General features: G+C 59.9%; 12 protein-coding genes. All 12 read right to left on the reverse strand.

Features of this window, described 5'->3' with window-relative positions; translation table 11 throughout:
- Positions 1-5: 5 nt before the first annotated feature.
- Positions 6-812 (reverse strand): tRNA pseudouridine(38-40) synthase TruA, encoded by an 807-nt coding sequence (truA, locus tag HW932_RS13905; RefSeq protein ID WP_222932381.1) that lies wholly within the window; start codon positions 810-812, stop codon positions 6-8.
- Between the two features lie 7 nt (positions 813-819).
- Complete coding sequence (locus tag HW932_RS13910) at positions 820-3,792, reverse strand: FimV/HubP family polar landmark protein (RefSeq protein WP_176977088.1); 2,973 nt, start codon at positions 3,790-3,792, stop codon at positions 820-822.
- Between the two features lie 61 nt (positions 3,793-3,853).
- On the reverse strand, positions 3,854-4,969 hold the full coding sequence (gene asd / locus HW932_RS13915) for an aspartate-semialdehyde dehydrogenase (protein WP_176977089.1): 1,116 nt from the start codon (positions 4,967-4,969) through the stop codon (positions 3,854-3,856).
- A 225-nt stretch (positions 4,970-5,194) separates the two neighbouring features.
- Entirely contained in the window at positions 5,195-6,274 is a 1,080-nt protein-coding gene (leuB, locus tag HW932_RS13920; RefSeq protein WP_176977090.1) for a 3-isopropylmalate dehydrogenase, read from the reverse strand.
- 19 nt (positions 6,275-6,293) lie between these two features.
- Positions 6,294-6,932: a 3-isopropylmalate dehydratase small subunit gene (leuD, locus tag HW932_RS13925; RefSeq protein ID WP_176977091.1), complete on the reverse strand. Its 639-nt coding sequence runs from the start codon at positions 6,930-6,932 to the stop codon at positions 6,294-6,296.
- Entirely contained in the window at positions 6,932-8,335 is a 1,404-nt protein-coding gene (gene leuC, locus HW932_RS13930; protein WP_176977092.1) for a 3-isopropylmalate dehydratase large subunit, read from the reverse strand. The genes leuD and leuC overlap by 1 nt, the downstream gene beginning before the upstream one ends.
- Before the next feature lie 55 nt (positions 8,336-8,390).
- Positions 8,391-8,885: a glycosyl-4,4'-diaponeurosporenoate acyltransferase CrtO family protein gene (locus tag HW932_RS13935; RefSeq protein ID WP_176977093.1), complete on the reverse strand. Its 495-nt coding sequence runs from the start codon at positions 8,883-8,885 to the stop codon at positions 8,391-8,393.
- A 4-nt stretch (positions 8,886-8,889) separates the two neighbouring features.
- Positions 8,890-10,464 carry an AAA family ATPase gene (locus HW932_RS13940; protein WP_176977094.1) on the reverse strand — a complete coding sequence of 525 codons (1,575 nt, stop codon included), beginning with the start codon at positions 10,462-10,464 and terminating at the stop codon, positions 8,890-8,892.
- 382 nt (positions 10,465-10,846) lie between these two features.
- Complete coding sequence (locus HW932_RS13945) at positions 10,847-11,116, reverse strand: type II toxin-antitoxin system HicB family antitoxin (RefSeq protein ID WP_343047365.1); 270 nt, start codon at positions 11,114-11,116, stop codon at positions 10,847-10,849.
- A gap of 250 nt (positions 11,117-11,366) precedes the next feature.
- Entirely contained in the window at positions 11,367-12,809 is a 1,443-nt protein-coding gene (locus tag HW932_RS13950) for a hypothetical protein (protein ID WP_176977095.1), read from the reverse strand.
- A 63-nt stretch (positions 12,810-12,872) separates the two neighbouring features.
- Positions 12,873-13,880, reverse strand: coding sequence for a hypothetical protein (locus HW932_RS13955; RefSeq protein WP_176977096.1), 1,008 nt, complete (start codon positions 13,878-13,880; stop codon positions 12,873-12,875).
- Positions 13,881-13,989: 109 nt separating this feature from the next.
- Positions 13,990-14,895 carry a hypothetical protein gene (locus HW932_RS13960; protein ID WP_222932382.1) on the reverse strand — a complete coding sequence of 302 codons (906 nt, stop codon included), beginning with the start codon at positions 14,893-14,895 and terminating at the stop codon, positions 13,990-13,992.
- Between the last annotated feature and the right edge of the window lie 32 nt (positions 14,896-14,927).

The raw sequence follows: 14,927 nt of genomic DNA on the forward strand, positions 1-14,927 counted from the left end.
TCGCCTCAAATCGAATTCTTCAAACGCTGGAGCGGATCGGCACGCTCACTCTGCGGCAATCCGAATTCAGCCGGATAGTCGGCGCGGACGAAATAGAGTCCCTGCGGCTGGGCGGTCACGCCGCCGAGTCGCCGGTCGCGGACCTCCAGCAGCTCGCGCGTCCAGTCGACCGACGCCTCGCCGCGCCCGATGGCCATCAGCACTCCGGCGATGTTGCGCACCATGTGATGCAGGAAGCCATTGGCGCCGATCGCCAGGGTGATCAGTCCGTCGCGCTCGCTGAGATCCAGATAGAGCACGCGCCGGATCGGACTCTTGGCCTGACAGGCCACCGCGCGGAAGCTCGAAAAGTCGTGCTCGCCGACCAGCGCCACGGCAGCGGCGCGCATCCGTTCCAGATCCAGTGCTTCATGCACCCAGACGGCCCGATCGCGCTGGAGGGGCGAGCGGGTGCGCCGCGCCAGGATCTGATAGCGGTAGTGCCGGGCCTGAGCGCTGAAACGCGCATGAAAGCCGTCGTCGACCGGATGCGCCCAGCGCACGCCGACATCGGGCGGCAGATTGACATTGGCACCCAGCACCCAGGAACGCTCGCTGCGCGTGGCCGTGGTCTCGAAATGCACCACCTGTTCGAGCGCATGAACGCCGGCATCGGTTCGTCCGGCACAGTGCACGATCACGGGATGATTCGCGACCCGCGAGACGGCTGCTTCCAGCTCGGACTGCACGGTCCGCACCCCGGATTGCGTCTGCCAGCCGTGGAAGTGGGTGCCGTCGTACTCGACACCCAGTGCGATGCGACCCGGTCTCAAGGCGTTCTCAACTCAGTCGCTCCAGCATGGCACGCGCCTCGTTGCGCTGCTCCTCGCGTCCCTCGGCGATGACCTCCTCCAGGATCTCGCGCGCGGCCTCCTTGTCGTCCATCTCCACATAGGCGCGCGCCAGATCGAGCTTGGTGGCGGTCTCGTCCCAGATGCCGGAGTCGATCTGCCATTGCGAGGACAGCAGATCCGAGGGCACGCTCTCCTGCTCTTGTGACAGACCGGAGTCCAAGGCTTCCAGGGACTCATCGGCCTTGTCCGACGGCTCGAGGATGGGCGGTTCCGGAGACCGCAGCGGCTCGTCCAGACGGCCCAGGTCGTCGATCGACAGATCCAGCTCGCCGAGTCCTTCGTCGAGCGACGGCACCTCCAGATCCAGATCCAGGATTCCACCGCCGGCCTGGGGTCCGGCAACGGTCGGCGCTCGCTCGGCGGACTTGGGCGTCTCGTCGGGGAGCCCCAGGTCGAGATCCAACCCCACGGAGTCCTCGGGCAAGGGCAGGATCGAATCGATATCTCCACCCTCGATCGCCTGCTCGATCTCCTCGACCTCCGGAACCGCAGCCCCGGAATCGAGTTCCAGCTTCAGCGAATCCACGGATGGCCTGGAATCCGTCGTCTCCTCGAATTCGAGCGGCCCGGAATCCCCCAGGTCGAGCAGCAGATCCTCCTCGAATCCGGATTCCGGCCCCAGAGCGACCATCGACTCCAGCTCCGGCACGGCAATGGATTCGCTCGATGCTGAGGCCGCGGCGGCGCCGGCCAGACCGGCACTGGCGGCCGCCACGGCCGTGCGGGTCAGTGAGGGCGTCGCCGGAGCCAGCGGCGCGTTCGGTGCGAGCTCATGCAGCAGGCGCTGCATCCGCTCCCATTGGGCCGGCTCCTCGCTGTCTCCACCCGAGGCGCGGATGTCGTCGAGCAGATCCCGCAGGGCCTCGGCCTCGCCGGCGGCCGCGAGCGCCTCGGCCAGCTTGTATTTGATGTCGAGCCGCTGCGGATAGCGTCTGAGTTCCTTGTTCAGGAGATCGCAGGCTTCGCGATGACGGCCATAGGCGATGTAGATGTCGGCCTCGGAGAGCACGTCGGCCTCGTCGGTCTCGGCATCGAAGTCGGTGAGACCGGACATGGGCGGCTCGCTCGCCTCGTCGAGATCCGGTATGACGGGGGCCGAGGCCGGCTCGACGGGACGTCGATGCGCCGGCCGGCGCTTGTCCAGTGACACGGCATCGGCGGGTCCGGCCGCGCGTGAGGCCGCGCTCGGCTCGGGTGCGGTCTCCAGTTCGGACGGCCGGTCGAGCACGAGTTCCGACTCGATGTCGTCCTCGGCGATGTCCTCCTCCTCTTCCTGCTCCTGTCGACGGCGGCGCGCCGTCAGCAGCGAGAAGAGCAGGATTCCGAGCGCCGTCACGCCCGCGAGACCGGCCAAGGGCAACAGCAGCGCATGCCAGGTCGAGGGTGACGCGGGCAGTGGCTCGGGTTCCTTGGGCGTGGTGACTGGCGCCGGTTTCTCGGTCGTCTCTGGCTTCGGCTTGGGCTCAACGGGTTTGGCGGCGTCCGGCGCCCCGGTCGTTGCCGGTGTTTCGGGCATGACCGGCGTCGGCGTCGGGATCGGCACCAGACCGATGGTCGAACCCGACTCCGTCGACTCGGGCGTGGGTTCGAGTTCGGATGTGGGCTCGACTCCGGTGTCCGGTTGCGGGGAGTCGGTCTCCGGCGTCTCACCCGTCGGCGGCGCCTGGAGCTCCGAGGGTTCGGTCTCGACGGCCAAGGATGGCTCGCCGGTCGCCGGCTCGGGTACATCGATCGTTTCCTGGGCCAGGGTATCTGGAGATTCGATCGGCTCCAGTGCGAGATCGGCTCCGGGCTCGGACTCGGGTTCGGTCGGGATCTCGGACTCGACCGCCTGGGCGCGGGCCAGTTCGGCGTTTCGCACTTGCAGCAGGGACTGGATATCGGCGAGCTGAGTCTCCAGTTCCTTGATCCGGTTGCGCAGTTCGAGCGCCTCCTGTCGCGCCGTCTCGCTCGTCTCGATGGCCAGCAGGACGTCCGGCGACTGCACGCCGCCGGTTCCGGCGCCCGGTGCGGCTCCGGGCTGGGGCATGGCGGCGGCCGGGGCGCCCGTACCGGGCGTCGCGCCCACCAGACGCAGACGCGAGAGCATCTCGGGGGTGACATCCGTGATGGGTGCGCGCCGCGCGGGACGGCCGTTCATGGCCGCCTGGAGTTCACGTCGCGCTTCCTCGGCATCCAGGGCGAAGAGTTCGGCGCGCGAGGGGATGACCAGCGTCTTGCCGGCGATCAGACGATTGATGTCGCCCCGGACGAAGGCCCCCTGATTGGAGCGGTAGAGCGCCATGGCGGTCTGGGCATCGGTGGCGCCGGCCGCCGCGTTTCGACGCGCCAGCGACCAGAGTCCCTCGCCGCCGCCCACCGGACCGATGTAGAGCGGAAAGCCCTCGCCTGGGGCCGGGATATAGCCTCCCGAGCCGCTCGCCACGGGCGGCAGGCCGGAATCCCGACCGCTGACCGCGGCTCTGGCCCGTGCGGGCTGGACGTTGGGCGCGCGACGCTCGGTCTGTGCCGGCGGATCGAGCAGGACGGTATAGCCCTTGATCAGACGCCCCGCCGGCCACACGGCCTCGACGAGGAAGTCCAGATAGGGTTCACGCACCGGATCCTGGCTGGAGACGCGCACCCGCACACGGCCATCGGCTGTCACCTCGGGGGTGAAGCGCAGTTGGGTCAGCGCGTAGTAACGCTCGATCCCCTCCTTCTCGAAGGCTTCGGGCGAGGCGATGGAGACGCGCAGGGCGTCGATTTCGTCCGGTCTGACGTCACCGAGATCGATCTCGCCCTGGAAGGGCTGATTAAGCGCGGAGTCGGTGCGCAAGGCGCCCAGTTCCAACGCGAGGGCTGGATGGCCGGTCAAGGCCGCGGCGATAGCGGACGCCAACATCAGCTTGCGAGTCATCCTCCCCCCTCGTGCTCCAGGCAGCGAAAGACATCCACACGAACCGCGCCCGACACCCAGATCAGCGATCCAGCAGGATCGTCAGCATGCGTCTCAAGGGTTCGGCCGCGCCCCAGAGCAGCTGATCGCCGACGGTGAAGGCCGACAGGTAGCGGCTCCCCAGATTCATCGTTCTCAAGCGCCCGACCGGGACGTGGAGCGAACCGGTCACGGCGGCGGGCGACAAGTCATGCATCGTGGCGGTACGGTCGTTCGGCACCACGCGCACCCAATCGTTGGCGCTTGCGATCAGTGACTCGATCTCGCTCAGGGCGATGTCGCGGTTGAGCTTGATGGTCAGACCCTGGCTGTGGCAGCGCATGGCGCCGACACGCACACAGAGTCCGTCGACCGGGATCGGTTGGTCGGTCAGGCCAAGGATTCTATTCGTCTCGGCCTGTCCTTTCCACTCTTCACGACTCTGGCCGTTGTCGAGCTGGGTGTCGATCCAGGGGATGAGACTGCCGGCGAGCGGAACGCCGAAGCTTTCGGTGGGGAATCCGGGGTCGCGCAGGGTCTCGGTCACGCGCCGGTCGATGTCGAGGATCGCCGAGGCCGGATCGGCCAGCAGCGATTCGACCGAGCCGTGCAGCGCGCCCATCTGGGCCAGCAGTTCGCGCATGTTCTTGGCGCCCGCGCCCGAGGCGGCCTGGTAAGTCATGGCGCTGACCCATTCGACCAGACCCTCGCGGAACAGTCCGCCGATGGCCATCAGCATCAGGCTCACGGTGCAGTTGCCGCCGATGAAGTCGCGCTTGCCCGCGTCCAGGGCCGCATCGATCACCGGGCGGTTGACCGGATCGAGGATGATGGTGGCGTCGGGTTCCATGCGCAGTGACGAGGCTGCATCGATCCAGTAGCCGTTCCAGCCGCTGGCGCGCAGACGCGGATGGATCGACTTGGTGTAGTCGCCGCCCTGACAGGTGACGATCGCATCCATTTCGCGCAGGGCGTCGAGCGATTCGGCGTCGAGCAGGGGCGAAGCGCCCTGGCCGACGTCCGGGCCAGGCTGGCCGACCTGGGAGGTGGTGAAGAAGACCGGCTCCGCGATGCGCGCGAAGTCGTTCTCGGCGCGCATTCGTTCCATCAGGACCGAGCCCACCATGCCGCGCCAACCGACGAAACCAACCCGCTTCATCTTTATGCCTCGCCAAACTTTAAAGCGTTATTCGAACTGTATTCTTTGCGCACGACGTATGACACTGGGGCGCGAATCGGGTGACGGCTGTCGGGGGACGCCGTGAATCCATCCATGGAGGCTTGACGACGGCATCCATGCCGTCGACACCCCCGCCAGCCGCCACCCGATCCGCTCGTGGCCATCATCGAGCGATGACGTGCGCTGGGTCTCTTGGCCGATCGCTCAGGCCGACAGTGCGGCGACCACGGCGTCACCCATCTCGGCAGTGCCGACCTGGCGCATGCCTTCGGACATGATGTCGGCGGTGCGCAGACCCTGGTCGAGCACCTTGGAGACGGCGGCATCGATACGGTCGGCGGCTTCGGGCGCGCCGAGCGAGTAGCGCAGCATCATCGCGACCGACAGGATGGTGGCGAGCGGATTGGCCACGCCGCGACCGGCGATATCGGGGGCCGAGCCGTGGATCGGTTCGTACATGCCCTGGCCGTGCTCGTTGAGCGAGGCCGAGGGTAACATGCCGATCGAGCCGGTGAGCATGGCGGCGCAGTCGGAGAGGATGTCGCCGAAGATGTTGCCGGTGACCATGACGTCGAACTGCTTGGGCGCACGCACGAGCTGCATGGCGGCGTTGTCGACGTACATGTGGCTGAGTTCGAGTTCGGGATAGTCGGCGGCGGTCTTGGTCGCGACCTCGCGCCACATCTCGGTGCATTCGAGCACGTTGGCCTTGTCGACCGAGCAGACCTTCTTGCCGCGCTTCATGGCGATGTCGAAGGCGACGCGACAGATGCGCTCGACCTCGGACTCGGTGTAGACCATGGTGTTGAGGCCGCGACGCTCGCCGGAGGGCAGGGTCTCGATGCCGCGCGGCTGGCCGAAGTAGATGTCGCCCGTGAGCTCACGCACGATCATGATGTCCAGCCCGGAGACGATCTCGGGCTTGAGCGTGGAGGCGGCGGCCAGTTGCGGATAGAGCACGGCGGGACGCAGGTTGGCGAACAGGCCCAGGCCCGCACGCAGACCCAGCAGACCCTTCTCGGGACGCTTGGAGATGTGCAGCGGTTCCCACTTCGGGCCGCCGACCGCGCCGAGCAGCACCGCATCCGATGCCTTGGCGGCGGCGAGCGTGTCCTCGGGCAGCGGATCGCCGTAAGCGTCATAGGCCGCGCCGCCGACCAGCGCCTCTTCGAGCGTCACGTCGATGGCGCCCTCGGCTTGCAGTGCATTCAGCACCTTCACCGCCTCGGCGACGATCTCGGGACCGATGCCGTCACCGGCGAGAACCAGAATCTTCTTGCTCAATGGAGTCTCCAGACAGAATTCAGATGAACAGCCAGGGCGCTTCGGCGCGGCGGCGTTCTTCGTAGGCGCGGATGGTGTCGGCTTCCTGAAGGGTCAGGCCGATGTCGTCCAGCCCCTCGATCAGGCGATGTTTGCTGCCCGCTTCGACCTCGAAGGCGATGACCTGACCATCGCTCAGGGTCAGGGTCTGGGCCGGCAGATCGACGGCGATGCGCAGCGGCTCGGCGCCCGTCGCCTTGGCGAACAGTCCGTCGATCACGGCCGCGTCGAGGCGGATCGGCAGCAGACCGTTCTTGAAGCAGTTGTTGAAGAAGATGTCGGCGAAGCTCGGCGCCAGGATGACGCGGATGCCGAAATCGGTCAGCGCCCAGGGCGCGTGCTCGCGCGAGGAGCCGCAGCCGAAGTTCTCGCGCGTGAGCAGGATCTCGGCGCTCTGGTAGCGCGCGTCATTGAGCACGAACTCGGTGTTGCGCGGACGGTGGGTGCAATCCATGTCCGGCTCGCCGTGATCGAGATAGCGCCACTCGTCGAACAGATAGGGACCGAAGCCGCTGCGCTTGATGCTCTTCAGGAACTGCTTGGGGATGATGGCATCGGTGTCGACATTGGCCCGATCGAGCGGAGCGACGACGCCGGTGAAATTCGCGAAAGCCTGCATCAGAGCGTCCTCACGTCGACGAAACGACCGGTCACGGCAGCCGCCGCCGCCATCGCCGGACTGACCAGATGGGTGCGACCGCCCTGCCCCTGCCGCCCCTCGAAGTTGCGGTTGGAGGTCGAGGCGCAGCGCTCGCCCGGCTCCAGGCGGTCGGCGTTCATCGCCAGACACATGGAGCAGCCCGGCTCGCGCCATTCGAAACCGGCCTCGACGAAGATCTTGTCCAGCCCCTCGGCCTCGGCCTGTTCCTTGACCAGACCCGAGCCGGGCACGACCATCGCCAGCTTGATCGAGTCGGCGACCTTGCGCCCCTTGGCGATCTCAGCGGCGGCGCGCAGATCTTCGATGCGCGAGTTGGTGCAGGAGCCGATGAAGACCTTGTCCGGGCGGATCTCGCTGATCGGGGTGCCGGCGGTCAGGCCCATGTAATCGAGTGCGCGACGGATGCCGTTGGCCTTGACCGGATCGGACTCGGCGGCCGGATCGGGCACGCGACCGTCGACCGGCAGCACCATCTCGGGCGAGGTGCCCCAGGTGACTTGCGGCTTGAGGCTGGCGGCGTCGATGTGGAGCACGCGATCGAACTGAGCGCCCGCGTCGCTGACCAGGGTGCGCCAGTGGGCGGCGGCGCGCTCGAAGAGTTCGCCCTCGGGCGCGAGCGGACGTCCGCGCATGTAGTCGACGGTCTTCTCGTCGACGCCGATCAGACCGGCACGCGCGCCGGCCTCGATCGCCATGTTGCAGACCGTCATACGTCCTTCCATCGACAGCGCGCGGATGGCTTCGCCGCCGAACTCGATCACGAAGCCGGTGCCGCCGGCGGTGCCGATCTCGCCGATGATGGCGAGCACGATGTCCTTGGCGGTGACGCCTGCGCCGAGCTGGCCGTCGACGCTGATCAGCATCGACTTGGACTTGCGCTGGATCAGGGTCTGGGTGGCCAGGACATGCTCGACCTCGGAGGTGCCGATACCGAAGGCCAGCGCGCCGAAGGCGCCGTGGGTAGCGGTGTGCGAATCGCCGCAGACGACCGTGGCGCCCGGCAGGGTGAAGCCCTGTTCGGGGCCGACCACATGCACCACGCCCTGACGCTTGTCGCCCATGCTCAGTTCGGTGATGCCGAAGGTCTGGCAGTTGGTGCCGAGCGTCTCGACCTGGAGGCGCGAGACCGGATCGGCGATGCCGGCGGCGCGATCCGTGGTGGGGACGTTGTGGTCCGGCACCGCCAGGTTGGCGCTGGCACGCCACGGCTGGCGCCCGGCCAGACGCAGCCCCTCGAACGCCTGCGGCGAGGTGACTTCGTGGATCAGCTGACGATCGATGTAGAGCAGTGCCGTGCCAGTGTCGTCGACACGGACGACATGCTCGTCCCAGAGTTTGTCGTAGAGGGTCTTGGCGACCATGGCCCTACCTCAAGAAAAAGTGAATCCGCTAGGATAGTCGCGGCGCGCGTCAAACTCAATCGGCGCGCGCGGATCGACGTGTCGAGCGGGCGATGAACCGGCGCAGTCGGGCGCGGTTGTAGCGCTGGATCAGGATGAAGGGCAGGTTGATCAGACCGCCATAGACGACCATGAACAGGCCCATCCACACGGGCGTCCAGAGGAAGAAGGTCAGCGCCAGCGCCCAGGTCAGCCAGTGTCCGAACTCGGCGCGGCTGGTCTCGCGCGCGAAGCGGTCGAGATAGTCCGGCTCAGCGGAGGCGAGTCGGCGTTTGGAGAAGCCGTCGCGTAACAGGCCCCCGGCTTCGGGCAAATGATCCTTCCACACCCGGATGCCCAGCCACTCATAGCAGCGCCCGCCGCGCTCCCAGGTATAGCTTGAGCCGATGATCGGCTGACGGGTCAGCCAGTCCAGCGGCAGGCGCTGCGCCACATAGCCCGCGATCAGGTGAAAGCCGGCCCAGAGCGCGGCGCACAGCGCGATGATGCCCAGGACATCGAGAGCCGTCATGCAGTCAGGCCCGCACCACGCACACCCGGCGCCCGGACGGACTCGTGGTTTCGTCGACCCTGAGTCGCTCGGCCAGCGGCGCCAGCCCCGGACGACGGTCGAAGATCACCAGCCAGCCGCGATCCACTCCCAAACCGGAGAGATAGGCATCCAGTTGCACCAACCCGTCAGGCAGCGGATCGGACGCGCTTGGGCGCCAGACCTTGATCTCGATCCCCAGCGTCACGGCCCGGTAGCGCAGACATAGATCCATGCGTCCGCGCCCGATGGCGTATTCGCGCTCCAGCGCGCCCTCGCCATTGACCACCCGTTGCAAGAAGGCCATGAGCACCAGATGCGGGGCGATCTCGTGATAGGGCGCGCTCCCAAGCATGGCTTCACCGTGCCGGCGCCAGAAGGCGAGGAAGGCGTCGAGCAGCGCCTCGGGATCGAGATCGCCCGTCGGCGTGAGCCAACTCGGGCTGATCTGGGGCAGCGAGTCCTGGGGTCCGCCGGCGAGCGTGCGCGGCAGCACCTCGCGATAGATGGGATTGGCCACTTCCAGTCCGCTACCGCCGGAGCGACGCAGCAGACCCAGGTCGATCAGGTAATCACGTTCGTCGACCGGTATCTCGCCCAGTGCCGTTCCGGCCAGCATGGGTTCGATGATGCGGCGCACTCTGGGTTCGCGCAGCTTGTCGGCCAGTTGGTCGAGATGGGTGACGCGGCGCTGGATGAGGTTCTCCTTGGCCCGGTCGATCAGGGCGATATCGATGGGGCGGGTTCGGTCGCGGCCTTCGGGTATATCGAAGCAGCTTTCATAAGCGAGGGCGTTGACCAGCCAGGGCTGCCCCAGGGTCAGGGTCCAGATTCGATCCCTGGCCTCAGCGGTGAAGACCTGCCCCGTCTCTTTGGTGTGCTCGTCGAGCAACGCCATGACTTCATCGGACGAGAAATCTCCCAGACGCAGCGATTTGGCCTTGATGTTGAACGCGCTTCCGCCGGTGATGGGTTCGGACTCGGAACTGGCGTGAATGCGGTAGTCGCGCAGGTCGCGCACGCCGCAGAGAACCAGGGTGCTCGGGAAGGCTTCGGGGCGTTGCGGATAACCGGCCCGCAACTGGCGCAGCAGTGAGATCAGGGTATCGCCCACCAGGGCGTCGACCTCGTCGAGCAAGAGCGCCACCGGTTGCGGGGAGCGTTCGCACCATTGGTTGAGAAAGGCCCGCAGTGCGCGAGTGGGAGCGTTGAGCGCCAGCACTTCGCGCGCAAGGGCGTCGAGTCCCGAGGCTCCCGTCTGGCGCTGGGCTTCGTCGGCAATCGTTTGCACGATGTCGGCCATAGCCAGCGCGACATCCTCGCGCGCGGCCTGGGCCGTTTCGAGATTGGCGTAGACCGCCCGATAGCACCCCTCGCGATTGAGATGTTCCACCAGCGCCAGCAGACAGGAGGTCTTGCCGGTCTGGCGCGGGGCATGGAGCAGAAAGTATTTCTTCTGCTCGATCAGGGTCAGCACCTCGTCCAGATCCCAGCGTTGCAGCGGAGGCAGGAGGTAATGATCCTCGGGCCGGACCGGACCCTCGGTATTGAAAAAACGCATCCTCGTAACCTTCGGCTTTTTAACGGTCTGCGTGGTCGGTGACGGATGACCAGAGCGACAGTGCCGTCTGAACCAGCGCGATATCAAAGACTCACGCGGCCTGTTCCAAATTGTGACATTAGGCCACCTTTCGGCTGGAGCGCCGTGTTAGCGGCTTTTCACATCAAAGCAGTTTCCTGAATTGCTCTACAGTCAAGCCGGCATCCTTAACGATTCCGCCGAGCGTGCAAGCATCAACTGGATTCCCCCTTGGAATGGTTAGTTAGGATTCGCGCGCCGTCAGACATGATGATGTGCTTGCTTTCACGGACGATTCGGAACCCTGCTTTCTGTAAAGCCCGTACAGCATCGCGGTGATTGATACCTGGAATTTTAGGCATCTTTACGCGGCCACTTCGACTTCCCGCATTTCAGTGTCTGCCGTTGCGGCCAATTCTGCCGAAACTGCAACGTATTCATTTATTGCATCCGCAATGTTTTCCAAGGCTTCCTGCTCTGTCTTCCCCTGCGACCAGCATCCAGGTAGACCTGGACAGGAAATGCTAAAACCTTCATCTGTTTTTCGAAGAGCGACTTTATATTTCATAGGCCACCTAAAACGCTTTGATAAAGCAATTTTTTTGGCGCTAACGACCATGGCTTTGAAGGTCACAAAAAGTGCTTGCGCTCAATGTCTTGATTTTGCTGGGTTAGCAAAGCCCAGGCTAGGGAAAGTTGGGCGGTTTACACCAGATTCGACATCACAAGCGATTGATTCTTAATGTTGTATTTTTGCACCTTCAAAGCCATGGCGCTAACGACCAAGCTCACCAGCGGCAATGAAGCGCAGCGGAATTGCCGTCCGAGCGCAGCCCCTTGTTAGACTTTAAAGCTCCGAAAGCTACGCTTCTTCTCAAACTTCATCAAAATTCAAAAACTTCGTCCGAACTCATAAACAGATCAAAATCTGCGAATGATTTAAATTGTAGGCTTATGCCAAACTGATTATTTATTTTTTCCAGGCCAAGTACAAATTCATCAGGATTCCAGCTATATAATGAATTATCTAGAACACAAAAAGAAGCCAAAAAGTCATTTTTTCTTTGCGAGAAATATGATTCTAAATAGCTCTCCAGCTCAAGGCGATTTTTTTGTATCTCTGGTATAACAGCTAAGCACATGGCCTGAACAGCGTAACGCCGCTCTTTTGCTTCTTTGACAACTCTGCTGTCACCGAGCGCAACTAATCCTGATTGGTGCAGCATATTTCCAATAAAATAACCAACCCCAGCACCCACCAAAGCTCCAATAATTGGAATAGGTATTGCCACCTGCCCAAGCGCACCATAATAAAAAGAGGATGTGCTTGTTATTGCAGTATGACTAACTTCATCTAATAGCTGTTCGCCACCAATATCGCCATTTATGTAAGCAACAAAAGATTTGCTAGCATTGACAACCCCTGCCGCAATAGCAACTGGCGCGTTGGAACGAGCAAATGAGCGGGCAACAGACTCTCCAAGAAGATAGGTGGTTGAGTAAGTAATCCCCTTGCTCATTGCGGTTACGACGTATCCCGTCGCATATCCTTTTGCTGAGTCAACAGCAACACGAGAAAGAAGCTCTCCAACTTCAATCTCACCTTTGTGTAATGAATGAACACCGGTTACAGCACTTATACTACCCGTAAGCAATGCACCAACCTTGCCAGCACGTTTCCCTGATTCGTGCATATCGGTTAATGCCGATTTAAGCTTAAATTTATCTGCAATGTCTTGCGCCGTTTTTACATCAGTAGCATTAAGCGCCTCTTGATATGTAGTGCCAGAAGAAGAAACGTTTTCATGCTTTAAAGATTCTTCAATATTACGCAATGTTTGTTCGTAATCCTCAGCTTTGAGAGCACCCGAATCAATGCGTTTTCTTAATAGCTCCTTAATCTTTTCGAACTGATCGCTTGGCGCAAGCCTTTGCATCTCTTTGTATTCTGCATCAGATAATGCAAAAGCACTTCGTGCAGCACTATTACAAGACTTGGCTTGTGCCTCTCTGACAATTTCTTCTCCGTTTTTAATTAGAATATCGACTTTATCATGAGGCATGCCCATGCTAGCAGTTGTTTTTGCGAACAGATCGCTATCTTTTTTTAAAGCATCGAAATTAAATTTTACAACTTCAAGCTGCTCAAACATATGGCCTTGCGCTTTATCAGCAGCAACATTTTTCCATTTTTCGGCAAGTTGCATTAGTTGGTCGGCATCATTAAAAATACCAAATGTTCTTTCAGTAAAACGTTGCGTAATACCTGCGGATAGGTATCCACCTGCCATTGCATCTATTTTTTTATCCCTATCTGATTTAGCCATTTTTTCACCAAATTAAAAGGATGAAAGCTCGCCAAAACTTTCATCCTTTGATTTTGTTGCCACTCACAAGGAGGAGAGTCTTTCTTCTGCAAACTCAAGCGCCTTATGCGAATCAGGAGTAAGCGCTCCACTTTCGTCAATTAATGGTGCTTCCATAATGGATTTTATAGTTTTTGCGGTAGAGGCGACTATAAAAACACCCTTTTTATCGATTTCTGTGTATGTTGAATAGTTGTCGTTAGATGCTACCAATTCTTCCAAAGAATTAAGCAAGGGAACAAATCTATCATTTAAAGCATTTAAAACCTCGTTTATTTCATTAAATCGTTTATGTATACCATTTGTTGCTACTGTTGCAGTTTTCATTTGTTCCGCTGCAAGCTGGGCTTTATCGTAGTTTGCATAAGCATCATGTTTCGCCGCTTCTGCTTTTGAGGCCAACATCATTCCACCTACAGCCAGGACAGGCCCAGCGACTATGCCTCCAAGAACGACTGTTCCGCCTGCCATACCAAGACCACCCGCAGCAAGAGAACCTCCACCTAACCAAGCTAAAGTAGCATTTGTTGCCGCCACACCACTAAGTGTGCCAATTGCTGTACCTGTTGAAGCCGTCCCTAACAAACCAACGCTGCCATATGCAGCTAATCCTGCTAAACCGCCTGATCCAAGAGCAGCGATACCTCCTCCAACAACTTCTTTCATTTCTAAAGCAGCTTGCTTGATCTCGTTAAGCTCGGCATTCGTTATTTGAGGCAAGTTAGCTGCCTCAAGCAGACGACTGTCCTTAAAGTCAATGTTTTTTATCTTAGAAAAAATTTCCACAAATGGAATAATCGAATCTTCATAGATTTCGAATTTTGACTCACCTAAAAGCTTTATTGCTTCCTGCGCGTCATCATGAGCCGATTTAAGCTCATTACTTGCTTCGTCGTATAAACTCTGAGCTTTTTTGTTCCAACTTTTAGCAGAATCGAAATCAGATTTCGCATCCACGCCTTTCTTGATTCCAAGCGCTGCTGCAGCAAGGGATGCTCCACCTAAAATAATTGGAATTAACGGCAAAGGCATAATTATATTCTCCAGTAATTGTTGATTTATAATTTAACGCTGAGCTGACCTGCACAGTCTGAGGCGGAGTAACCGCAAAAAATTTGTCGGGTTTACCTGTTTGTTAGATTTAAAAAGTTATCACAATTTTTGGCACCGTATTTAGTGATAGTGTGTTTGTGCCCATGCTAGCGACGTCCAACCTCTGAACCATTCCCCTTAGCAGCATTATTAGATCCTCAATGGACTTCCCCCAGTGCTCCCGAACAATATCAACAACCTCTCTTTGACCAGGAACGAACTGCAGACGGTGTGCTGGAGAAATCGAGAAAAAAGCCTCCATTATTCCAATTGATATTTTAAAATCTTCAATAACATCAAACTCACTACCCAAAGAGACAACAGTTTTTATGCCTGACTCGGTCTTTATATTCTGAATCCCGATATTGCTACTAGCTAACTGAACACCAATACCGAATGAACAGAAGCTGGCTTTTCTGCGCCAAAAACTATTCCGCAGTAGTGGGTCAAACTTGTTTCCTTCAACCTCTCCTAAAATGGCAGTGTCCAAGATGTCGCCCTTAAACCGAGCTATCAGAATGCAAAGGTCTACCCACTTTATGTCTTTGTACGCATTTAAAATAGTGCGCTCGTCGTAACCGAATATGGCAGCGCTTGTCGTTCTTAGGAATTGCTCCCCACTATATGAATCGACGCCGCACACGAAAACACCATAAGACGACATATTTCTACGCAAGTCGAAATCATAGTTGTTCGATATTTCGTCTAGAATGGCATAAAGCACGGGGCTACCCTCACGACTCATGAGGTAGTGACAGAGAAAATACTGCAAACCCCAGTTGTGGACATTTTTCCGCATGCGCGCCAAAAAGCCCTGTTCCGTATAGGCGTTCAGCGAGGCTAATGTCTTTGGCTGATCCACCGGTATGCTACGCTGAAACGAATACTCCAACCCTTTATGCTCGTATAAAGTTTCCAGTACAGCACAAAAATGCATGGCCCAATAAGATTTCAAGTCCCCTATGATTCCCGGCTGCACAAGCTTAA

Source organism: Allochromatium humboldtianum (assembly GCF_013385175.1).
Taxonomy (GTDB): domain Bacteria; phylum Pseudomonadota; class Gammaproteobacteria; order Chromatiales; family Chromatiaceae; genus Thermochromatium; species Thermochromatium humboldtianum.